The sequence below is a fragment of the Paraglaciecola sp. genome (assembly GCF_030730205.1).
GTDB lineage: Bacteria > Pseudomonadota > Gammaproteobacteria > Enterobacterales > Alteromonadaceae > Paraglaciecola.
Genome location: NZ_JANQVQ010000059.1, coordinates 9,530 through 30,484, shown reverse-complemented (window position 1 = coordinate 30,484; position 20,955 = coordinate 9,530). Strand labels below are relative to the sequence as shown.

The window sequence follows — 20,955 nt, the reverse complement described above, 5'->3', positions numbered from 1 at the left end:
ATAAGTAGTAATCCTTAAGACAATGAGAATACGCGTTTCATACCGCTGACTGTCTATTGTCTAGGAGACATGACAAAGGAGAGTAACGATGAGCAAAGTGAGAATTGAACAAGACAGTATGGGAGAGCTAGAAGTTCCTCAAGATGCGCTTTATGGTGCACAAACTCAGCGGGCCATTAACAACTTTCCAGTCAGCGGGCAAACGATGCCAGAGGCTTTTATTCAAGCCTTAATCCTGATCAAAGATATGATTGCTCAGGTCAATGTCTCACTAGGTGAGGTGCAAGCTGACACAGGGCAAGGGATCTCAGCGGCTTGCCAAACATTGTTGGCTGATCCACAGCTGATGCGCCACTTTCCGGTTGATGTATTTCAAACGGGTTCAGGTACCAGTACCAACATGAACGCTAATGAAGTTATTGCTAAGTTAGCCAGTCAGCTTTCAGGCTTAAGTATCCATCCCAATGATCATGTAAATTATGGTCAAAGCAGTAATGACGTTATTCCCACGTGCATCCATGTGAGCGCCGCTTTAGCGCTTGAACAAAAACTCCTTCCCGCTTTGCAGCACTTACTAGACACCATTAACAGCAAAGCCAAAACCTTAGAATCGTTTTGCAAAACAGGTCGCACCCATCTAATGGATGCTATGCCCGTTAGAATGGATCAAAGCTTGCTCGGTTGGGCTGCGCAAATCCAGCAACAAATAAGCACCTTAAAAAGTATCCAATCTGCGATACAAACTTTGGCGCTAGGCGGCACAGCGGTGGGTACAGGGGTGAACGCCCCCAAACACCTTGCAATAAAATTCAGCCAAGTATTAAGTGAGCACACCGGTTTGCAATTTACGGTGGGTGATAATTTTTTTGCCTTAATAGCCTCTCAAGATACTGCTGTGACCTTGTCAGGAATGTGTAAATCCTTAGCCGTGACATTGATGAAAATCGCCAACGATTTGCGCTGGATGAACTCAGGCCCTTTAGCGGGCTTGAGTGAAATTTCTTTAAAGGCCTTACAGCCAGGCTCGTCGATTATGCCCGGAAAAGTGAATCCTGTTATACCCGAAGCGGTAGCCATGGCAGCGGCACAGGTGATAGGCAATGACACAGCCATCACCCTTGGTGGCCAGTCAGGTAATTTTGAATTAAATGTGATGCTACCTATGATTGCTCAAAACCTGCTAAGTAGTATGTCATTGTTAAGTCATAGTGCCACCTTATTGGCTGATAAGGCTATTTGTGATTTTACGGTGAATCAAGAGCAAATAGCACACGCGCTGCATCGCAATCCAATCCTAGTGACGGCACTCAATCCTCTAATTGGATATGCCAAAGCGGCAGAAATTGCCAAGCTGGCCTACCAACAAAAACGCCCCATCATCGATGTGGCCGAAGAACATACTGACATTTCACGGCAAGAACTGGAGCAATTGCTCGACCCAATGCATTTAACTAAAGGAGTGAATTAAGCTTAGCCTCACTATTATCAGATAAGGAGTAAGTGAGTTTTTATTGTTCACCCAAAGGGAATAACGCTTTGTCGAGCATACCCGTGAGTAAAACTTCACCTTGTTGATTAACTCTAAATTTACCGTACTGAGCAGCGTCATAAATGTCAGCACTGCCTTCTGCGAAAAAGAAGGCATTAGTAGCAAATTTGACTTGGCCATTGCGCACACGATATTGCAGTTTGCGCTGCTTATCGCCAAGCGCTTGTCCTGAATCTAAAGCAACAAAGCGGGCTATTCCTTGGGTATCTATTTCTACAATGACCCAGCCATCAAGGTTAGCGAGACCTGAGTCCCAAAACGTCTGAGATTCTAGTTTGGGCAGGGCTTCATAAATGGCTTGCGACAATTCAAAACGCAGGGCCATGTAGTCGCCTTGCATCAAAGACCGCGGATCAACCGGTGCTAATTTTAGTTTGACGATATCGCCGTGGATGAGGTGCTGTTCTTTAACATAAATCGACCAGTTAATTAATCCAAGGGCTAAAAGTAAGCCCAACAGAGCAATGATTTTATTCATGCTGTGATGATCCTCGGCTTAGCCACCAATTTAAGGTTTTACTCATGGCTATCAAGGTCACACCCACCAAGGCTAAGCTAAGGGCCTTTTCGTTTAGGCTAAGCTCAAGTGAATAGTAGTACTTTGATAAGTAAAACAGGCCAGCGATAGTGCCCAGCCCCATGAGTGTTGCATGACTAGACGAATACCCTAATATGATGAGCATCATGGCAACGGCTACGCCAGGTGTTTGCAGCGACGCTAAACCAAGCAACAAAGTTGCAACTAAGACTAAGTTAGCGTGAGCTGAAGGAATAGCGATGTCATAGCGTTGTAATAACTGCCAACTGATATACAGCAAAATTAAGCAATTTAGCCCCTCGTCTATCCACTGGTTAATCGTTGCACTTTCGAGTTCTGGCCACAAGTCAGAGGTGTTGCTTGAGGCTTTTATGGCGATTAAGCCAAGGGTAATTCCATAGGCAATAGCCCGAGTGCGTGAAAGCGATTTAAGTCTAAACTCGTGTAACCACAGCCAGGCCGCGCCCATCATTAATATACTGCTAAACAAAGAAGAAAGACCGAATATTGCCAGTAATAGGCTCAGTGCAAAAGCGGCGGCGAGGGTTGAAAATAAACGGTGTAAGAAACTCGGCATGAGCCATGCCAGAGCTGATTGAAGCACCAAAACTATGGCCCATAGCAGCGTGTCTTGGGAGGCAAAATAATCAAACAAGGCCCAGCCTATTAAAGCCTGGCCGTTTAAACTCACCGCCAAGCCAATATGTTCAAAAAATTCTGACTGTGGCGCTTTGAGAATAAAAAACGCTCCGAAGATAGTGATGACTCCAATAATGGCTCGCACCACGTTATTATCGACTAAATCAAGCAAGGTAATGGCAAAAAAGCCAAAGCAAAACAAAGCAGCCAACCAGCCAGCAATGGCTAAGAGTACTTTGATAAACCAAGGAGATTGGTTGTCGTTGGTCAGCGTTATAGGTGGGATAATGAGTTGCTTTTCAGTTAGCAAACTTAACAGCTTAGCTGGCTCATGCATGGCTAAACTCCTTCATTAACTTTTTAAGCCACATTGTTGCTGCGGTTGTTAAGCCGATTGTAAGTAAAAATAACAGTGAATAAACGTCAAGCGCGTTTTCAAGCAGGTGAGCAAACCAAGCAACTACAACAACGATAGTTGATAAGCAACACAGGGCTAACATGAATAAGTCGGGGCGCCGTTTCCAGTAAAACCAAAATGCGAAGGCCATCAGAGCTATCCACAGCAGGCCGCCGAAACTTGAAGTATTAAACGAAAAAATGGCCATCATGGCTAAAGCACTAGCGTTGAACACCGTTGCCACGGCAAGGGTGCGACCAAACCAGGTTTGATTGAGCCATGGGTGAACATGCCGGCGCAATTCCCAAACCAGTAAACTGCTATTATTCAGTAGCCACAGACTCCAAAATAAGCTGTTTTCTCGGCCGATGCCAAAGGGTAAAAGAGCGCCAAGCGCATCGTGATATAAACTCAGACTTAGATTAAGTAGCACTAAAAACAGCAGCCACAAGGGCGTGAAGCATGCAATGATTACCCACGGTAAACCAAGCAAGGCCCAATTAAAAAACAATTGCCAAGGGTCAGCGCCGGTTTGATAGGTTTGGCCGAAATAAGCCATTAAAGCGCCCAGCAAAATAAAGGCGCTGGTGAGTGCAACTTGGCTAAATAAGGTTTTTTTTTCTAAGCGTAAATAGGCAATCACGCTGATGACAATCAAACTTTGCAAAAAAACAAATTTGACCACACGACCCATATCTTGCCAATTAGCCGCGATAAAAAATATCACGCCACACACTACCGCTAAGCTGCCAAACCATAGCATCAGCTGATTAATGAAGGCCGGCCATGCATGGGCCGAAGGGTAGACTTTACTGGTATGTAAGGCCTGATCAATATCGTGGTCAGCGATTTTTTGGTGTTCGACTAAGTGACTCAACACTTGACGTTGCGACATGTATTGTCCTGTACGAAGAAGGTTTCCTGCCCCTAGGATTGCAACTGTGATAGCAACGTAATAAAAAGTCAATTAAGCAACAAGATCAGACACTCATTTAAGAAGAAAACCGCTTGAGTTGTTAATCAAAAAAGCCCGCATCGACGCGGGCTTGATATAATTTACATGGTCACAAATTCTTCAGAAGAGGTGGGGTGAATGGCGACGCAAGCATCAAAATCAGCTTTAGTTGCGCCCATTTTCATGGCCACGCCAAATCCTTGAATAATTTCGTCCATCGCAAAGCCAATACCGTGTAGGCCCACCACTTTTTTCTCTTTGCCAGCGCATACCAGTTTCATTTTGGTGACTTGACGGTGAGACGTAACGGCGGTGTACATAGCCGCAAAGCTTGAGTTGAACACTTCGATATTATCTTCACCATATTTTTCAATGGCTTCTAATTCAGTCAAACCAATAGTGCCAATTGGCGGGTGACTAAATACCACCGTTGGGATCAACTCATAATCCATGTGGGCATCGGTTTTGCCATTAAATAAACGTTCTGACAATAAGCGACCTGCTTTGACGGCCACCGGCGTCAATTCGATTTTGCCAATGTTATCACCTACCGCATAAATATTTTTAACGCTGGTATTTTGAAATTTATCGACCTTGATATACCCTTTTTCATCGAGCTCAACGCCGATCTTATCTAAGCCTATTTTGTCGTTTGCAGGGCTACGACCAATGGCCCAGATGAAGCAGTCAGTTTCGATGACTTCGCCATCAGATAAAATCACGGTTAAGCTGCCATCATCATTTTTGATAATTTCTTGAATGACTTTGTGCGTATGCAGGGTGGGGCCTTCTTCTTTCATGATGTCGACTAAGGTTTCTGAAATCATCATATCGAAGTTACGTAAGGGCGAGTTTTTACGTACAACCAAATGGGTTTCACTACCCAAACTATGTAATACGCCTGCAAGCTCAACAGCAATATAACCTGCGCCTGCTACCACTACGCGCTTGGGTTGTTCTTCTAAGGCAAAAAAGCCGTCAGAGGTAATGCCATGCTCTGCTCCAGGTACATCATCAATATTAGGGCGACCACCGGTAGCGATTAAGATGTGTTTTGCCGTGTAATGTTTACCATTCACTTCAACGGTATTTTTATTAACGAAGGTGGCAAAGCCGTTAATAACGGTAACATTATTATTGCCTAATACGCGATCGTAAGAGCCGTGTATGCGTTTGATATAGGCTTCGCGACTTGCTACCAGTGTTTTCCAGTCAAAATTATTCACGGTAATATCAAAGCCATAATCAGGAGCGTAAAGGTTAATCGCTTCAGCGACTTGTGCTCCGTACCACATGGCTTTTTTGGGTACACAACCTACATTCACACAGGTACCACCAATGGCTTTGGCTTCAATGATAGCGACCCGTTGACCGTACTTAGAGGCGCGATTTGCCGATGCGATACCACCGCTACCACCGCCAATACAAATATAGTCAAAATCGGTTGTTTGATTGTCTGCCTGAGTTGTCATTGTTTTTACCTTATAAAGTGATCTAAAAATCTGTGTCCAAGATAATGGTCTTGGCGTAAAAATAATAGTGTAATTAATCAATCAAGTTAATCGCTTTCATTGGAGCAGTGTGTTGGCAGCAAGTGAATTTTGCTTCATACCTTGAGTTTTCACCGTATTATCCCAACTTCTAAGCCACTAGGACTGAATAAGAGCCCACTATGACTGAACAAACACGCAATCCCTTACAAGATTTATCTGGCTTACCCCGTTTTTCTGAAATTAAGCCTGAGCACATTCAACCGGCCATCATGCAGGGAATAGAAAACTGCAAAGCTAAAATTAACGAACTGCTCACCCAAACAACATTTACGTGGGATAACTTAGTTGCTCCTCTTGAAGAAGTAGATGACCAATTGAGCCTAATGTGGTCACCGGTATCTCACATGAACTCTGTTGTAAGTAATGATGACTTACGTGAAGCCCACGATGGTTGCTTGCCAGCCTTGTCTGAGTTTTCTACTTGGGTGGGGCAAAACACTGATTTGTACAATGCTTATGTGCAAATTCAGCAAAGTGCTGAATTTGATCAGTTGTCACAAGCTCAGCAAAAAGTGATTGAGCATGCTATCCGTGATTTTAAGCTCTCTGGTGTAGCCCTTGACGGCCAGAAAAAGCAACGTTACGCAGAAATTCAAAGTCGCTTATCGGATTTAGGCTCAACCTTTAGTAACAATGTGATGGACGCCACGCTTGGTTGGCACAAGCACATTACTGATGAAAGTATGTTAGCAGGTTTACCCGAGTCAGCCTTAGCTGCCGCCGCGCAAGCCGCTGAACAAAAAGAATTAGACGGCTGGTTATTTACCCTGGATATCCCTAGCTATTTACCAGTAATGACCTACGCGGATAACCGTGATTTACGTGAAGAAATGTACCGAGCCTATAGCACACGTGCATCTGAGCAGGGCCCCAATGCTGGGCAGTGGGATAACACCGATATTATCAATGAAACCTTAGCGCTGCGCCAAGAAGAGGCCAGACTACTGGATTTTGCCAACTACGCAGACTATTCCTTGGCCAGCAAAATGGCTAATTCAACTGAACAAGTTAACGGCTTTTTGCTCGACTTAGCTAAGCGTTCTCAACCTCAAGCTCAGCAAGATATGGCGGAACTGCGTGCGTACGCACAAGAATTGTTTGGCGCAAGCGACCTACAAGCGTGGGACATTGCGTATTACAGCGAAAAACTTAAAGAACAAACCTATAAAATTTCTGATGAACAATTACGTCCGTACTTCCCTAAACCAACAGTACTAAAAGGCTTGTTTGAAGTGGTATCACGCCTATATGGTTTAACTATCACTGAGCAGCAAGATATTAATACGTGGCACCCTGATGTCAGTTTTTATTCAATTACTGACAGTGAAGGCGAGCTGCGCGGTAGCTTTTACTTAGATTTATACGCCAGAGCAAAAAAACGCGGTGGCGCGTGGATGGATGTGTGTCAAACCCGTCGCATTAAAGCCAACGGCGAATTACAAGCACCGGTAGCATATTTAACCTGTAATTTTTCAGGTCCGGTAGGGGGTAAACCTGCCCTATTTACTCATGATGAAGTGGTGACCTTGTTCCATGAATTTGGTCACGGCATTCACCACATGCTGACAAAAGTTGAAGTGGGCGGTGTATCAGGTATCAGTGGTGTTGCCTGGGATGCCGTTGAATTGCCAAGTCAGTTTTTAGAAAACTGGTGTTGGCAGCCAGAAGCCTTAAATTTTATATCGGGGCATTTTGAAAGCGGTGAGCCTTTACCGCAATTGTTGCTCGATAACATGTTAGCGGCGCGGAATTTTCAATCGGCCATGCAAATGGTGCGTCAATTAGAATTTAGTTTGTTCGATTTTAATTTGCATGAGCAATTTATTGATGCTGAGCAAACGCCGGTACAAGACCTATTAAACAAGGTACGTTCACAAGTTGCAGTGAATATTCCACCAAGCTTTAATCGTTTTCAAAATAGTTTTGGACATATTTTTGCTGGTGGCTACGCTGCAGGCTATTACAGCTATAAGTGGGCCGAAGTACTATCGTCCGATGCCTTTAGCCGCTTTGAAGAAGAAGGTATTTTTAATCCAAAAACGGGCCGTGACTTTTTAACACACATTTTAGAAATGGGTGGCAGTAAAGAGCCGATGGAATTGTTTGTGGCCTTTAGAGGCCGTGAGCCAGAAGTGGATGCTTTGTTGCGTCATAGTGGGATAGCTGCCTAATTTACGCGTCATACTTGACCTTGCAACTGCATTGTCTGCGTTCACTCACCCTAATCGAGCATGAAAAATACACTCAGGGGGGGAACTTGACGGCTTTGTTGCAAGGCCAACCACTTAGTAAAAAGAACTAACCTGTTATTTAAGCTAAAAATAGCGTGCTTGTTAAAAGCTAAAAATATTGTTGGACATATGCAAAAATTAGAAAAATTTCAGGCGATTTATCAACGAGCTTGCGAGCGCAAAGGCGGCCCAAAGGTGCTTGATAGCCTCTTGAGTAAACCGCTGAGTGACAGCCAACTGGCTAAAGTAGGGGATGACCGTTTTTTAGCTGAATTGACTAAAAAAGTGTTTCAGTCAGGGTTTGTATGGCGCGTTGTGCGCAACAAATGGCCTGATTTTGAACGAGTGTTTTGGCAGTTCGACATTGACAAGTTGTTAATGATGCCTGATGAAATGCTGGAGTCCAAGGCGCAAGACCCTGCCATTATCCGTAACTTTTCCAAGGTAAAAACAATACGTGAAAATGCCTTGATGATAGACAGTATTAGGCGTGAACACGGCAGTTTTGCAAAGTTCATTGCCCAGTGGCCCACCAATGACATCATTGGTTTATGGCATTTTTTGAAAAAAAGCGGTGCACGCTTAGGTGGAAATACAGGGCCTTATGCCTTGCGCGCTTTGGGTAAAGATACGTTTTTACTTACCAGAGATATTGAAATGTATTTTCGTCAGCGAGATGTGATTTCGGGCGGTTTACAAACCAAAGGAAGCCTTAACGCTATTCAGCATAGCTTTAACGAACTACAGCAACAAAGCGGTCGTTCTTTACAAGAAATCAGTATTATCATCGCTAATAGTGTGGGAGATAATTACGCTTAGCTATGCGCTACCATAAGGCGAGGCGAATTTAATTGGCATTCGTTGCCAATAACATCGCTTTTAAAACAAAGCCTATATAGCGCGATAGGGCGTAGAGTATTGATTTAGCGATTGATAATATGCATTGGCTAGAGTCGTAGGCCAGGGCCGAATAATGATTGCAGCCCTTTACTCCTCAAAATAGACGTTTAGCCATCGAGGCTCTTGCGCCTAATGGTGGTTCGACAAAGACCAAGTGCAGCGCTGCAATTAATAAGGCAGGCCGGCAATTGGGCTGTCGATGGTGAACAGTTTGCCACCGGCAGTTAGCAGTATGGTTTTATGATCGGGGCCGCCAAAGGCAATATTGGTTAGTTGCGGCGCAACATCGATGACAGCTAACGATTGTCCTTGTGGAGAAATGACATGTAATTGCCCTGCAGCATGACTGGTAACATACAAATTACCTGCGCAATCCATGCCCATGCCGTCGGGACCGTCGACCTTAGCAAATTCGTCTCGCTGCCCAGTGCTCCCATCGCCCTCGATAGTGTAGCGACCAATTTTACCATCAACATCACCTACATACAGAACATCTTGGTCGATAGAAAGCGTGACACCATTGGGTTTTTGCAAACTTCCATCGACTACGGCAACCTCACCTTTGCCGTTGAGGTGATATACCCCTGTCATGCCCGTTTGATTTTCTCTGCTGCCTAGTTGCCAATCAGGATCACTAAAATAAATATCTCCTAGAGCAGAAATAGCTAAATCGTTGGGTGAATTAAACTGCTTACCTTGATAGCTATCGAGCACTTCAGTTCGCGCTTTGTTGGGTAGACTGTAACGAGTTAAACCCTGATCATCGTGGGTGGTTGCTAATAGGTCTTTACCATCGGTAGCAAGGCCATTACTGCCGGCATTATCAATAAATACCTCTATTTTGTTTGGCAAGCTTAGGCGATGAATCACAGAACGGGGGCCCTTGTCTTGCGGTCCGTTAAAGTCCATTTCAGAAAATAAAAAACTATTGAGTGACTCAATCCAAACCGGGCCTTCGAGAAAGACAAAATTATCAGCTACCAGATTAACGGCGCTGTGCGCATTGACCGTACCTGAGCCTGCGTCATGACAAAAAAGAGGTAAAGGGCTAGCCATTGATGCATCTAGAGCGGAGCTAGGTTGGCAAGCGCACAGCACAAGACTGGCAACAAAACAGGAGTAGATTGATTTCATGGATTTACGTGTCTTAAGAAAACGATTTCTTAAGCTTAAGTGTTTTGCACTAGTTCGCAACGGTTTTGCAAAACTAGTGCAATTTATAAGAAAAAAAGACCCTTACGAACCAAATATCACAACTAGGATGGCAAAAATAAACCCTGCTCCTGCGATTTTAAGGCCGTTTTTAAACAAACTGCTGCGGGGCATAAACATTAAAAATGCCGAGATAACAAAAAAGAGTAGGGTTACACCAAAACTAATATTGAGCCAATAAAGCGGGCTGTTGGTGGTCGCTTTGTGTAGTTTAACCAGATGTTTGATAACCGGTGGGTAGTCTTTAAGTTGCAGGGTGGCGATGCCTGAATTGCGATCATAACTGCCTTGATTAAAACGGATAATGCCGTCTTCTTGACCCGTGACACTAAAATTTCGTAAGCGTAGTTCACTTGCTAAGGCATCAGCGTTCAAATTGACTGCAAGTTGCTTTATTTCTTGTTGATCGTATTTGAGCGTATCCGTGTTTCTAAAAATAAGTAGTACGCCGCTGCTAGCGTAAACCATCATGATGCCTGCAAGAAAAAAGCCCAACCAACGATGCAGTTGACGAAAAGTATTATGAGTTTTAGGGGATGCCATAGTGAATAGTGTTTTTTACAAATTAATGATGGCGCTAGGTTAGCGTAATTTAGGGGGGGAATCGATGACCTTTCCACCCGCTCTATCATCGTAATAGGAATAATATATGTCAGTGTATTTGTTTCACTTATTGTTTAGCAGTAATAAAGATGATTTGGTCAGCGCTCTACTCAGTGGTTTGATGTCGACCGAGATAGTTATTTAATAGGAGTTGCAGAATGTTTAGTCATGTCATGATCGGTGCAAATGATGTTGCCGAATCAAAAGTGTTTTATGATGCTATTTTAGGTGCCTTGGGCCATAAACCTGGTGTAATTGACGATAAGGGCCGTTGTTTCTATTTTACTGATGCAGGTATTTTTGCCCTGAGTAAACCGATTAACGGCGAAGCAGCCTGCCATGGTAATGGCAGTACGATCGGATTTGCCGCAAGCTCAACAGAATTAGCTGATGCTTGGTATAAAGCAGGTTTAGAAAACGGCGGTGTGAGCTGTGAAGATCCTCCCGGTATACGCAGTGGTGGTGGGCGTCAGTTGTACCTCGCTTATTTACGCGATCCTTCAGGCAACAAAGTATGTGCTTTACACCGCGTGGTTTAAGATAGTAAGCCCCAAAGGGGAAGCAATGTCTGTTTCCCTGCTGCTTGTGTGACACTGCTGGTTTTATTTCAATTTTGATTTTTCTATGCTTCGGCGGTTGACGTATCAGCCCCAGTTAATCTCTTTCCGACAAATTTCATTCTTCACTGTTGACTGACTCGCAATTTGGGTAAACTAGCCTCTCGTTTAGGAAGGAAAAGTCATGATCGTGAGTAATAACCCACAAGCAACTGAACAAAACAATCAAGAACAAACTCACTTTGGTTTTAAGACGGTTGATAAAACCCAAAAAGTGAACATGGTAAAAGACGTATTTCAGTCGGTTGCGGCTAAATATGACATCATGAATGATCTAATGTCCATGGGCATTCACCGTTTATGGAAACGTTACACCATTGATTGCAGCGGTGTACGCGCCGGTCACAAAGTGCTTGATTTAGCGGGTGGAACCGGTGACTTAACGGCCAAATTCTCACGTATCGTAGGCGAGTCGGGACAGGTTGTCTTGGCGGATATAAACGATGCAATGCTCAAGGTGGGTCGCGATAAACTGCGCGATTTAGGGGTGGTCGGTAACGTTGATTATGTACAAGCTAATGCCGAAGAATTGCCTTTTCCAGACAATACCTTTGATATTATTACTATCGCCTTTGGCTTACGTAATGTCACCGACAAAGATAAGGCTTTGGCGTCAATGTACCGTGTTCTCAAGCCTGGCGGACGTTTACTGGTACTAGAATTTTCTAAACCGACCAACGAGCTGTTGAATAAAGCGTACGATGCGTATTCATTTCATTTGTTGCCTAAAATTGGACAATTGGTGGCCAACGATGCAGATAGTTATCAGTATTTGGCTGAATCCATTCGCATGCACCCCGAGCAAGAGGTGCTAAAGAGCATGATGGAAGCGGTGGGTTTCGAGCAAACCACTTACCAAAATCTGACTGGAGGCATTGTTGCCTTGCACCGAGGGTTTAAGTTTTAATGCCTTTTGCCCAGTTAGTCAGCTCGGGTCTAGAGCGTGCCCTGAATAAATTACTGCAACTTGACCCTGACAGCGCCGCTAAATTGCGAAAGCTTAAAGGGCGCAATCTACAGGTGCGAGTACGTGAATTACCTTGGCCTCTCATTTTCCACTTTTCTGATGAAATCAGTTTGGGTGTAGTTGTATCAGAAGGCAGCGAAAGTGCCCGTCCAGATTGTTTAATTGAGCTGAACCTTGAGACGTTACCGTTGTTACAAGACAGCAGCCAATTATCGGCGCTTATTCAACAACAAAAATTGATTCTCATTGGCGATATTTATGTGGCCCAGAGCTTTAGCAACCTTATAAAAGAACTGGATATTGATTGGGAAGAACAATTAGCAAAAGTGACCAATGATGTGTTTGCCCATCAAACTTTCCACAGCGCTAAATCAGTCATGTTGCAAAGTCAGGATTTTATTCAGCAAAGTCGTGAAATTTGGGCAGAGCGTTTAACCAAAGAAGGGGCTGTGGGCATTAATCAACAGACCCTCGATCAATTTAGTGAAGATGTGGTTAAGTTGCGCAGCGCCACCGACCGTTTAGCGGCCAGATTGGCAATTCTTGAAAAAGCACACAAGGCATAATTCTGCAATGCGAATTTTACGTTTATACCATATCAACAAGGTGCTTCTACAACACGGTTTAGATGAACTTATTCCACCCAGTTGGCTGCCTTGGTATGCCAAATTAGGGCGTTACGGCTTTTTTTGGTTACGCAATAAGCACCCTGAAAAATCTCAGGGCGTAAGAATTCGTTTAGCGCTGCAAACCCTAGGTCCGGTGTTTATTAAATTTGGTCAAATGCTGTCTACTCGCAAAGATCTACTCTCCGTAGACATCGCCAGTGAATTAAGTATTTTGCAAGACAAAGTGGCGCCTTTTGATAGTGCTGTCGCTGAGCAAATTATTTTAAAATCTCTCGGTTTGCAGCAAATCACGGATTTGTTTACTGATTTCGATCCTAAGCCTTTAGCGTCAGCGTCTATAGCCCAAGTTCATACTGCCACTTTGGCCGGTAAAGAAGTGGTAATCAAAGTGATACGCCCTGACATTAAGCGCACCATTGAATCCGATATTGAGCTGATGCGCACGGTGGCGGCGGCCTTACAAAATTTGCTGCCTGACGGTAAACGTTTGCGCCCAGTAGAAGTCGTTGAAGAATATAAGCGCACCATTATCGATGAACTTGATTTAAGCCATGAAGCGGCCAATGGCATCCAATTTAAACGTAATTTTGAAGGCTCAGAAGCCTTGTACGTGCCTACTATTTATAGTGACTACAGCCATAAAAATGTGATGGTGATGGAGCGAATTTACGGCACGCCCATTTCTGATATTGCTCAATTGAACGCTCGCAATACCAATATGAAAAAGCTCGCCGAGCGCGGGGTGGAAGTATTTTTTACCCAAGTATTTCGTGACAGTTTTTTTCATGCGGATATGCACCCGGGCAATATCTTTGTTTCGCCTTTAAATCCTGATGACCCGCAATATATCACCATTGATTTTGGCATAGTCGGCACCTTAAACAGCGAAGATAAACGCTATTTGGCTGAAAACTTTATTGCCTTTTTTAATCGCAATTATCGAAAAGTGGCTCAGCTGCACGTCGATTCAGGTTGGGTGCCATCGAATACTGATATCGATGATTTTGAAGCATCAATTCGCCGTGTATGTGAACCTATTTTTCAAAAGCCTTTGGCTGAAATTGAATTTAGCAACGTGCTGTTGCAACTGTTCAATACTGCGCGGCGCTTCAATATGGTGATCCAGCCACAATTGGTCTTGCTGCAAAAAACCTTGCTCTACATCGAAGGTTTAGGCCGGCAACTGTATCCTGAGTTAGATTTATGGAAAACCGCTAAACCCTTCCTTGAAAATTGGATGAGAGAGCAAATTGGCGTCAAAGCCATGTACAGTAAAATTAAAGCGAACTTGCCTTATTGGTCTGAAAAGCTACCTGAAATGCCTGATTTAATTTATGACACTTTAAAGCAGGTTAAAAAATTGCCAGAGCAACAAAGGCAACATTTTGAAATATTACAAGCTCGGCAACGTCAGCAAACTAAGCGCATACAGTACTTATTGATTGGCGCTACGATGTTTATCGTTAGTGCCATCGTGCCCCTTTATCAAGACCATTGGTGGTGGTGTGCAGCGCCTGCAATGGCAGGGCTTGTTAGCTGGTTTATTGCGCTTAATACCCGTATCGATTAGCTTTGGCCAAAGTAGCCTTCTACTCGTAAACCAATGCCATAAGACGCTGAAAAAGCTTCGTCTTTACGCCATGTAATGTAAGGCTCAACTTCAAAAAATAGCCAGTCACGTAAGGCATTAACGCGCCAACGCGAACTGGCTAGATACTCATTTAAGTGGTAATTCGGCTGACTCAGCCCTTCAATATATAAACCACAAATTAGGGCATTTTTTTCGTCAAGTTGTACTAAGTGCTGCCAACTATGCTGCCACAGCCAATCGTTGGTCTCATCCCGAAAGTAAAAATGATTATTAAAGCGAAACATCGACGCCGGGTTAATAACATAACTGTATCGCCCTGAAAACTCAGCGCCAAAACCGTCACTACTGTAGTAGTAAACGGAGCTTTCTAAACGAATGTCAGCCTGTGTTCCTATGCCTGCCACAATGCGATAGCGACTTTTAACATAGGGTTGTAAACGGCGACCAATACCGATGCGATGTGACAGACCACTGTCGGGTTTGGCTTTCCATTGTAAGGCTAAATTAAAACGGTTTTGTTCATTACGGCTGTCTACTCTGGTGTTTTGTAGCAGGTTATCTGGCTGTTCGTCATCGTAATCTGATAAGACCAAGTCCACCCGATTTTTTAAATTGGGTAACTTGTACCGTATTTTAAAACGGTTCTCGAATTGGTTTAACTCGCGGCTACGTGGGTTCCAGCCTAGTTGTATTCTTGCCTCTCCCAAGGCTTTTTCAGATAAGCTATTTTGGTCAATCATAAAAAACTCATCAAACCACAAGGCTGACTCATTCACTGATTCTGATATGTTTTCATGTAAGGCGTCCAGCCATGGCTTTTCTTGCTCATCGCCCAAGCAAGGTTTACAAAAAAATGTAATTACAAAAAGCGGGAAAAACGTGATTAACGGTTTCACTTTGTTACTGATCCTGTATCGTAAGCGCTTCTTTAGACTATCTTATTTTTTTATTAACGTTTAGAAATATTATTAAACATCAAATCCAGTGACGTTTTGATAATGCTACGTATAATAGGTTCCAAGTGAATTAGGAGTGACTTATGTTTGGAATTAGTGTTCCGCAATTATTGATTATTTTGGGCATCATTGTCCTTTTATTTGGCACTAAAAAATTGCGCAGTTTGGGCGGTGATCTAGGCTCTGCGGTAAAGGGCTTCAAAAAAGCGGTCAGTGATGATGATAAAGACGACAACGATGATGCCGATTTTCCATCAAAAGAAAAAGTGGAAGACAAATCTAAAGTCGCTGCTGATACAACTCAAACCCAAACAAGTGCACAAAAAGAGCATAAGTAATGTTTGATATTGGCTTTTTTGAGCTGGTTGTTATTAGTGTTGTGGCCCTTGTCGTACTTGGGCCCGAAAAACTCCCTGGCGCGATTCGTTCAACACTCAGAACGGTTCGCTCAATTAAGGGTATGGCCAACGGCTTTCGGCAAGAAGTTGAACAGCAATTCAAAATTCAAGAATTGCATGAAAATTTGAAGAAGGCTGAAGAGCAAAATATGCAAAATTTATCACCTCAGTTACAAGAGTCGGTAGATGAACTGCGAAATGCGGCGAAGTCCGTACAAAAACCCTATTCAAAAGAGTAATCCAAGATGGCTGAACCCAATAGCTTGATTGCTCATTTAATTGAGCTAAGAAGTCGAGTGCTCAAAGCGGTAGCCAGTGTGTTTATCGTTTTTTTGTGTCTTGTTTATTTTGCCAATGATCTCTATCACTGGTTAGCGACACCTTTGCAAGACGTGTTACCCGCAAATGCCCAAATGATTGCAACCGACGTGGCCTCATCATTTTTTGCCCCCTTTAAGTTAACTATCGTATTGTCGTTTTTTATCGCCATACCAATGGTGCTGTATCAAATTTGGGGTTTTGTGGCGCCTGGGTTATATAAAAATGAAAAACGACTCGTTGCACCGCTATTGCTTTCGAGTACCTTACTTTTTTATGCCGGTATGGCATTTGCTTACTATGTGGTCTTTCCGCTGGTGTTTGCTTTTTTCACCAGTGTTGTTCCGGAAGGTGTGGTGAATAATACCGATATCACCAGTTACCTTGATTTTGTATTAAAGATGTTTTTTGCCTTTGGTTTGTCATTTGAAATCCCGGTAGCCATTGTACTGATGTGCTGGACAGGCATGACAACACCAGCGTCATTAAGAGCAAAACGCCCCTATGTCATCGTTGGTGTTTTTGTGATGGGGATGTTGTTAACGCCGCCAGATATTATTTCACAAACCTTGTTAGCGGTACCTATGTGGATACTGTTTGAATTCGGTGTGATTGTTGGTGGTTTTTACACCAAAAACGCAGAAGCCGAGACGGACGAAGAAGAGGAAGTGTGATATGAAACGAACAATCTATGCCTTGTTTTTGCTTGTAAGTGCAGGCGCTTTGAGTCAAACACTTGATAAGCAGTTGGCTGATTGTCGTATTATTAATGATGCTACAAAACGCTTGGTTTGTTATGACAATATCGCAAAACCGGCAACGCCGGTAGAGAACCCTCGGCCAGTAGAGGCGCTAACTGAGTCTGCTTCGGTTAAGCAAGTAGAAGCACAGAGCCGCACTGACGAAAGAGTAAAAAACTTCGGTCTAGAGCAGAAAATAGCCGCAGAGCAAGAGCTTGATGAAAAGTTATATTCTACGATCAGCGAACTTAAAACCGACTTGCGTAAGAAGCTTATTTTGCAGTTAGAAAATGGTCAAGTTTGGCGACAATCAGACTCCCAAATTTTTAGAGTCAAAGAAGGGGATAAAATTTATCTTGAAAGGGGAGCGCTAGGTTCGTTTTTCTTAGGTAAAGAGGGTATAAATAAAAGAATACGTGTGAAGCGAATTTCGTAACGATGGGCTGGGTCGACGTAGGCGTTAACATCACCGAAAAACCATTAGCATTTGATGATGTAGTGCAGCGTTCGTTTGAAGCGCAAGTAAGTAAGTTGATTCTTACTGGAACCAATGTACTAAAGAGTAGCAAGGCCATCGAATGGTGCGCTAAATATCCGCAGAACCTTTACTGTACTGCTGGTGTTCACCCCCACTATGCCAGTGACGTTAGTGCTGATGTTATGCAGCAACTGCAACACTTAGCCACTCATGAGTGCGTCAAAGCCATAGGTGAGTGTGGTCTTGATTTTAATCGAAATTTTTCCACCAAGGCTGACCAACTCAGGATATTTGAACAACAACTGGAACTTGCGGTGCAGAGTAAAAAGCCCGTCTTTTTACATGAACGTGATGCGTTTGATGAACAAATCCGATTATTACAACACTATCGCCCTCAACTCGTTGGTGGAGTCGCGCATTGTTTTACTGGCAACACCGCGCAAATGCAGGCCTATTTAGATCTGGATTTATATATCGGCATTACAGGTTGGGTATGTGACACCAAGCGCGGACTCGACTTACAAGCGGCAGTTAAAACCTTGCCATTAGACCGTTTATTGTTAGAAACAGACAGTCCGTATTTGCGTCCTAAAGGCTTGCCAAACAATCGTAAAATAGACGGTGGAAGTAACGAGCCTGCCTACTTACCATTTATCGCCGGGCAAGTCGCGCAATTGATGGGTGTGGAGATTGAGGCGATAAAAAGCCAGAGTATTATAAATAGCCATACTTTGTTCAGTATGGCCTTATAAGGCTACCACCATGCAATCAGCCCCACTACAGATAAAAATAACCAACAACTGGCTATTTGTTGTGGTAGCACTGTTTTGTGTGATCATGGGTTTTATTTATCCCAGCATTCAAGCTTCAACAAGTTCCGTTTATAGCCGGGTAACAGGTATCGAATATATTGTTGATGATCACAGTCAATTTACCTTAGATTCCATTATTAAGCAGCGCGGCCAAGTGTGGCAAAGTGACTCTCAAGGAAATTATTCTTTCGGAATGGCCGCTTCACCTCATTGGTTTAAATTGACCTTACCGCAGATAGATGTGCAGCGAACATGGTTACTAGAGGTGGGTTATCCATTGCTGGATAACGTTTCAGTCTGGTTCGAAGATAACGGTCTTGTATTAGCTGAATATCATAGTGGTGATCGCTTACCTTTTAACCAACGACCCATCAAAAATGAGCGTTTTATCTTTCCTGTCCCCCAAGCTAAGCAGCTTATTACCGTTTACATACGCGTAGAAACAACGGGGGCCTTACGTATGTCAGTTGATGTGTGGCCACAAGCCAGCTACCTGAGTTTTGCGAGCGAATACAATATTGTTATGGGGCTGTTTTTTGGCTTTATGTTAGCAATGGGCATTAGCAGTTTATTTAATTTTGCTACCACTAAACTCGGTGTTTTTGCAGCTTATTCTGGATATGTTTTCTTTTTGGCTTTGTCTTTAGCGGCTTTACATGGTCTTGGCTATAAACATCTATGGCCAAACTCACCGTGGTTTCAACAACATGCTTTGCCTATTTTTGCCAATTTAACTGTGGCTTTTTCTATTATTTTTTGTGATTTATTGCTTGATGTTAAACGCTATAGCCTGAAATTAAGCCGCTTATTACGCCTATTAGCACTGTTGTATTTTTTATCAGTGTTGCTCAGCTTATTTGTGCCCTTACCCCTATTAAATAGTGGCTTTTTGTTCATGCTGTTGGCCAGTGGCGCGCTAATTTATGGCGTAGGTATTTGGCTATGGACAAAAGGTGTGAGTTTGGCTGGGGTCTACACTTTGGCGTGGAGCGTATTATTTTTTGCTGGGTTTATCATCTGTTTAGATAATTTAAATATCGCTAAATTTGACCTGCCGTCTGACTACCTAATGGTGCTTGGAGCCGCCATTGAAACGTTGTTATTAGCGCTGGTGTTGGCCATTAATAACAACCAACAAAGACTAGCCTTGCAACAAACTCAAGATGAGTTACTGGCAAAGACGATAGAAGAAAAACAAACCCAAGAAAGCATGCTGGCTTTACAAGAAAACACCCAAGAAGAACTGGAGTACAAGGTTCAAGAGCGCACGCTGGAACTTGAAATTGCCTTACGAGAGTTATCTGAGATTAACCGTGAGCTGCAAGAGAAAAATACCTTAGACGCGTTAACAGGTGTGCGTAACCGCAGCTACTTTGATAAAAAATACATCGCAGAAACTCGCCGTAGTCGCCGCGAGCGAACGCAATTATCTATTGTCATGTTAGACATCGATCATTTTAAGAGCGTTAATGATAAGTACGGCCATTTGGCCGGTGATGAATGCATAATAGCCGTTGCTCGCATGCTTAAAGGCGCTTTAAAAAGGCCCAGTGATGATTTATGCCGTTACGGTGGCGAAGAATTCGTGCTGATCTTACCCAGTACTGAACTAGCTGGTGCGACTGCTCTGGTTGAGCAAGTAAGAGAAAAAATTGAAAAACAGATAATCCAATTTGATGGTCATAATATAAGTTTGACTATTAGTGCGGGAATTGCCACGGCAATAGTTAATCCGCAAGATGCTGAAGACACCCTTTTGGCCGCGGCTGATCAGCAGCTTTATTCAGCTAAAAAGGCAGGCCGCAATAACGTTAAAGGCATCTTTTTAGATGCTAATGATGAATACCTATAGGACACAATCATGGCAGAACAGTTTCCCTCGACCCGAATGCGTCGACTTAGACAGCATCATTATACTCGCCAACTGATGGCAGAAAATATATTAAGCGCGCAAGACTTAATATATCCGATGTTTGTTATTGAAGGCACAAATCAGCGTGAAGCAATCCCGTCTATGCCCGGAATTGAGCGCGTGACGATTGATTTGCTTATAGAAGAGGCAAAAGAATTAGTGCAATTGGGTATTCCTGCGCTAGCCCTCTTTCCCGTCACCCCAGCTGAATTAAAAACCTTGTGTGCCAGTGAAGCTTTTAATCCGCAGGGTTTAGCACAAAAAGCAGTACGAGCGCTGAAAAAGGCTGTGCCAGAGATTGCAGTGATCACGGACGTTGCTCTTGATCCGTTTACCATCCATGGTCAAGACGGCATTATCGATGACAATGCTTATGTATTAAACGACACCACCATTGAGATATTGGTCAAGCAAGCCTTGTCGCATGCTGAAGCGGGTGCGGATATTGTGGCCCCTTCAGATATGATGGACGGCCGGATTGGGGCTATTCGTCAAGCACTGGAAACCCACGGTTATATTAATACCTGTATCATGGCTTATTCGGCCAAGTATGCTTCAAGCTACTATGGGCCCTTTAGAGATGCTGTTGGCTCGGCAGGTAACATTAAAGGGGGCAATAAAAAGAACTACCAGATGGATCCCGCTAACTCTGATGAGGCCATGCGTGAAATTGCCTTAGATATCCAGGAAGGTGCTGACATGGTGATGGTTAAGCCCGGTATGCCATATTTGGATATTGTGCGCCGCTGCAAATCAGAATTTAAGGTGCCTACCTTTGCGTACCAAGTCAGTGGGGAATATGCCATGCATAAAGCAGCATTTGCTAATGGTTGGCTTAAAGAAGACGAGGTGATTTTGGAGTCTCTTTTAGCTTTTAAACGTGCCGGAGCCGACGGAATTTTAACTTATTTTGCCAAACAGGCAGCCGCCCTTCTGAAAGCTTAATCCTTAAACTTAAAC

General features: G+C 43.5%; 21 protein-coding genes. 14 read left to right on the top strand and 7 right to left on the bottom strand.

Annotated features, from left to right (window positions below; all coding sequences use genetic code 11):
• Positions 1-88: 88 nt before the first annotated feature.
• Positions 89-1,468 carry a lyase family protein gene (locus NWQ57_RS05460; protein ID WP_306021124.1) on the top strand — a complete coding sequence of 460 codons (1,380 nt, stop codon included), beginning with the start codon at positions 89-91 and terminating at the stop codon, positions 1,466-1,468.
• A gap of 40 nt (positions 1,469-1,508) precedes the next feature.
• Here the strand turns inward: NWQ57_RS05460 and NWQ57_RS05455 are convergent, their stop codons facing one another.
• The 4 genes from NWQ57_RS05455 to gorA all read right to left on the bottom strand — a co-directional run bounded on the left by NWQ57_RS05455 (position 1,509) and on the right by gorA (position 5,550).
• Positions 1,509-2,027 carry a GDYXXLXY domain-containing protein gene (locus tag NWQ57_RS05455; RefSeq protein ID WP_306021123.1) on the bottom strand — a complete coding sequence of 173 codons (519 nt, stop codon included), beginning with the start codon at positions 2,025-2,027 and terminating at the stop codon, positions 1,509-1,511.
• On the bottom strand, positions 2,020-3,063 hold the full coding sequence (locus tag NWQ57_RS05450) for a DUF4401 domain-containing protein (RefSeq protein WP_306021122.1): 1,044 nt from the start codon (positions 3,061-3,063) through the stop codon (positions 2,020-2,022). Before NWQ57_RS05450 ends, NWQ57_RS05455 begins: the two co-directional genes overlap by 8 nt.
• Positions 3,056-4,018: a DUF2157 domain-containing protein gene (locus NWQ57_RS05445; RefSeq protein WP_306021121.1), complete on the bottom strand. Its 963-nt coding sequence runs from the start codon at positions 4,016-4,018 to the stop codon at positions 3,056-3,058. The genes NWQ57_RS05450 and NWQ57_RS05445 overlap by 8 nt, the downstream gene beginning before the upstream one ends.
• A gap of 161 nt (positions 4,019-4,179) precedes the next feature.
• Positions 4,180-5,550: a glutathione-disulfide reductase gene (gene gorA, locus NWQ57_RS05440; RefSeq protein WP_306021120.1), complete on the bottom strand. Its 1,371-nt coding sequence runs from the start codon at positions 5,548-5,550 to the stop codon at positions 4,180-4,182.
• A 200-nt stretch (positions 5,551-5,750) separates the two neighbouring features.
• Between gorA and prlC the strand changes: the two genes are divergently transcribed.
• Positions 5,751-7,802 (top strand): oligopeptidase A, encoded by a 2,052-nt coding sequence (prlC, locus tag NWQ57_RS05435; protein WP_306021119.1) that lies wholly within the window; start codon positions 5,751-5,753, stop codon positions 7,800-7,802.
• Between the two features lie 189 nt (positions 7,803-7,991).
• A complete protein-coding gene (locus NWQ57_RS05430) occupies positions 7,992-8,681 on the top strand; it encodes a DNA-3-methyladenine glycosylase I (RefSeq protein WP_306021154.1) in 690 nt (229 codons plus the stop codon).
• A gap of 249 nt (positions 8,682-8,930) precedes the next feature.
• Here NWQ57_RS05430 and NWQ57_RS05425 read toward each other — a convergent pair whose 3' ends face one another.
• Both NWQ57_RS05425 and NWQ57_RS05420 read right to left on the bottom strand, forming a co-directional pair.
• Positions 8,931-9,818, bottom strand: a complete 888-nt coding sequence (locus NWQ57_RS05425; protein ID WP_306021118.1) for an SMP-30/gluconolactonase/LRE family protein — start codon at positions 9,816-9,818, stop codon at positions 8,931-8,933.
• 180 nt (positions 9,819-9,998) lie between these two features.
• Positions 9,999-10,517, bottom strand: coding sequence for a PepSY domain-containing protein (locus NWQ57_RS05420; RefSeq protein WP_306021117.1), 519 nt, complete (start codon positions 10,515-10,517; stop codon positions 9,999-10,001).
• Between the two features lie 218 nt (positions 10,518-10,735).
• On the opposite strand from NWQ57_RS05420, the gene NWQ57_RS05415 reads away from it, so the two are divergent.
• The 4 genes from NWQ57_RS05415 (at position 10,736) to ubiB (ending at position 14,360) form a co-directional block, all read left to right on the top strand.
• Entirely contained in the window at positions 10,736-11,116 is a 381-nt protein-coding gene (locus tag NWQ57_RS05415) for a VOC family protein (protein ID WP_306021116.1), read from the top strand.
• 202 nt (positions 11,117-11,318) lie between these two features.
• A complete protein-coding gene (gene ubiE / locus NWQ57_RS05410; RefSeq protein WP_306021115.1) occupies positions 11,319-12,101 on the top strand; it encodes a bifunctional demethylmenaquinone methyltransferase/2-methoxy-6-polyprenyl-1,4-benzoquinol methylase UbiE in 783 nt (260 codons plus the stop codon).
• Positions 12,101-12,727, top strand: coding sequence for an SCP2 domain-containing protein (locus NWQ57_RS05405; protein WP_306021114.1), 627 nt, complete (start codon positions 12,101-12,103; stop codon positions 12,725-12,727). Before ubiE ends, NWQ57_RS05405 begins: the two co-directional genes overlap by 1 nt.
• A gap of 7 nt (positions 12,728-12,734) precedes the next feature.
• On the top strand, positions 12,735-14,360 hold the full coding sequence (gene ubiB / locus NWQ57_RS05400; RefSeq protein ID WP_306021113.1) for a ubiquinone biosynthesis regulatory protein kinase UbiB: 1,626 nt from the start codon (positions 12,735-12,737) through the stop codon (positions 14,358-14,360).
• On the opposite strand, the gene NWQ57_RS05395 is transcribed toward ubiB, so the two are convergent.
• Positions 14,357-15,277 (bottom strand): hypothetical protein, encoded by a 921-nt coding sequence (locus tag NWQ57_RS05395; RefSeq protein WP_306021112.1) that lies wholly within the window; start codon positions 15,275-15,277, stop codon positions 14,357-14,359. The genes ubiB and NWQ57_RS05395 overlap by 4 nt on opposite strands.
• 143 nt (positions 15,278-15,420) lie before the next feature.
• On the opposite strand from NWQ57_RS05395, the gene tatA reads away from it, so the two are divergent.
• The 7 genes from tatA to hemB are packed head-to-tail and all read left to right on the top strand — an operon-like array spanning position 15,421 to position 20,940.
• Entirely contained in the window at positions 15,421-15,675 is a 255-nt protein-coding gene (gene tatA / locus NWQ57_RS05390; RefSeq protein WP_306021111.1) for a twin-arginine translocase TatA/TatE family subunit, read from the top strand.
• Positions 15,675-15,974: a Sec-independent protein translocase protein TatB gene (gene tatB, locus NWQ57_RS05385; protein WP_306021110.1), complete on the top strand. Its 300-nt coding sequence runs from the start codon at positions 15,675-15,677 to the stop codon at positions 15,972-15,974. The genes tatA and tatB overlap by 1 nt, the downstream gene beginning before the upstream one ends.
• Positions 15,975-15,980: 6 nt before the next feature.
• Positions 15,981-16,727 carry a twin-arginine translocase subunit TatC gene (gene tatC, locus NWQ57_RS05380; RefSeq protein ID WP_306021109.1) on the top strand — a complete coding sequence of 249 codons (747 nt, stop codon included), beginning with the start codon at positions 15,981-15,983 and terminating at the stop codon, positions 16,725-16,727.
• A 1-nt stretch (position 16,728) separates the two neighbouring features.
• Complete coding sequence (locus tag NWQ57_RS05375; RefSeq protein WP_306021108.1) at positions 16,729-17,229, top strand: hypothetical protein; 501 nt, start codon at positions 16,729-16,731, stop codon at positions 17,227-17,229.
• Positions 17,230-17,231: 2 nt separating this feature from the next.
• Complete coding sequence (locus NWQ57_RS05370; RefSeq protein WP_306021107.1) at positions 17,232-18,023, top strand: TatD family hydrolase; 792 nt, start codon at positions 17,232-17,234, stop codon at positions 18,021-18,023.
• Between the two features lie 10 nt (positions 18,024-18,033).
• The gene (locus NWQ57_RS05365) at positions 18,034-19,935 is read left to right on the top strand and encodes a diguanylate cyclase (protein WP_306021106.1); all 1,902 of its coding nucleotides are present in this window, start codon (positions 18,034-18,036) and stop codon (positions 19,933-19,935) included.
• A gap of 9 nt (positions 19,936-19,944) precedes the next feature.
• Entirely contained in the window at positions 19,945-20,940 is a 996-nt protein-coding gene (hemB, locus tag NWQ57_RS05360) for a porphobilinogen synthase (RefSeq protein WP_306021105.1), read from the top strand.
• Positions 20,941-20,955: the final 15 nt, after the last annotated feature.

Bases quoted from the DNA above. Each gene is read 5' to 3' on its own strand.
- NWQ57_RS05460 (WP_306021124.1), top strand. From the start codon at position 89: ATGAGCAAAGTGAGAATTGAACAAGACAGTATGGGAGAGCTAGAAGTT.
- NWQ57_RS05455 (WP_306021123.1), bottom strand. From the start codon at position 2,027: ATGAATAAAATCATTGCTCTGTTGGGCTTACTTTTAGCCCTTGGATTA.
- NWQ57_RS05450 (WP_306021122.1), bottom strand. From the start codon at position 3,063: ATGCATGAGCCAGCTAAGCTGTTAAGTTTGCTAACTGAAAAGCAACTC.
- NWQ57_RS05445 (WP_306021121.1), bottom strand. From the start codon at position 4,018: ATGTCGCAACGTCAAGTGTTGAGTCACTTAGTCGAACACCAAAAAATC.
- gorA (WP_306021120.1), bottom strand. From the start codon at position 5,550: ATGACAACTCAGGCAGACAATCAAACAACCGATTTTGACTATATTTGT.
- prlC (WP_306021119.1), top strand. From the start codon at position 5,751: ATGACTGAACAAACACGCAATCCCTTACAAGATTTATCTGGCTTACCC.
- NWQ57_RS05430 (WP_306021154.1), top strand. From the start codon at position 7,992: ATGCAAAAATTAGAAAAATTTCAGGCGATTTATCAACGAGCTTGCGAG.
- NWQ57_RS05425 (WP_306021118.1), bottom strand. From the start codon at position 9,818: ATGGCTAGCCCTTTACCTCTTTTTTGTCATGACGCAGGCTCAGGTACG.
- NWQ57_RS05420 (WP_306021117.1), bottom strand. From the start codon at position 10,517: ATGGCATCCCCTAAAACTCATAATACTTTTCGTCAACTGCATCGTTGG.
- NWQ57_RS05415 (WP_306021116.1), top strand. From the start codon at position 10,736: ATGTTTAGTCATGTCATGATCGGTGCAAATGATGTTGCCGAATCAAAA.
- ubiE (WP_306021115.1), top strand. From the start codon at position 11,319: ATGATCGTGAGTAATAACCCACAAGCAACTGAACAAAACAATCAAGAA.
- NWQ57_RS05405 (WP_306021114.1), top strand. From the start codon at position 12,101: ATGCCTTTTGCCCAGTTAGTCAGCTCGGGTCTAGAGCGTGCCCTGAAT.
- ubiB (WP_306021113.1), top strand. From the start codon at position 12,735: ATGCGAATTTTACGTTTATACCATATCAACAAGGTGCTTCTACAACAC.
- tatA (WP_306021111.1), top strand. From the start codon at position 15,421: ATGTTTGGAATTAGTGTTCCGCAATTATTGATTATTTTGGGCATCATT.
- tatB (WP_306021110.1), top strand. From the start codon at position 15,675: ATGTTTGATATTGGCTTTTTTGAGCTGGTTGTTATTAGTGTTGTGGCC.
- tatC (WP_306021109.1), top strand. From the start codon at position 15,981: ATGGCTGAACCCAATAGCTTGATTGCTCATTTAATTGAGCTAAGAAGT.
- NWQ57_RS05375 (WP_306021108.1), top strand. From the start codon at position 16,729: ATGAAACGAACAATCTATGCCTTGTTTTTGCTTGTAAGTGCAGGCGCT.
- NWQ57_RS05370 (WP_306021107.1), top strand. From the start codon at position 17,232: ATGGGCTGGGTCGACGTAGGCGTTAACATCACCGAAAAACCATTAGCA.
- NWQ57_RS05365 (WP_306021106.1), top strand. From the start codon at position 18,034: ATGCAATCAGCCCCACTACAGATAAAAATAACCAACAACTGGCTATTT.
- hemB (WP_306021105.1), top strand. From the start codon at position 19,945: ATGGCAGAACAGTTTCCCTCGACCCGAATGCGTCGACTTAGACAGCAT.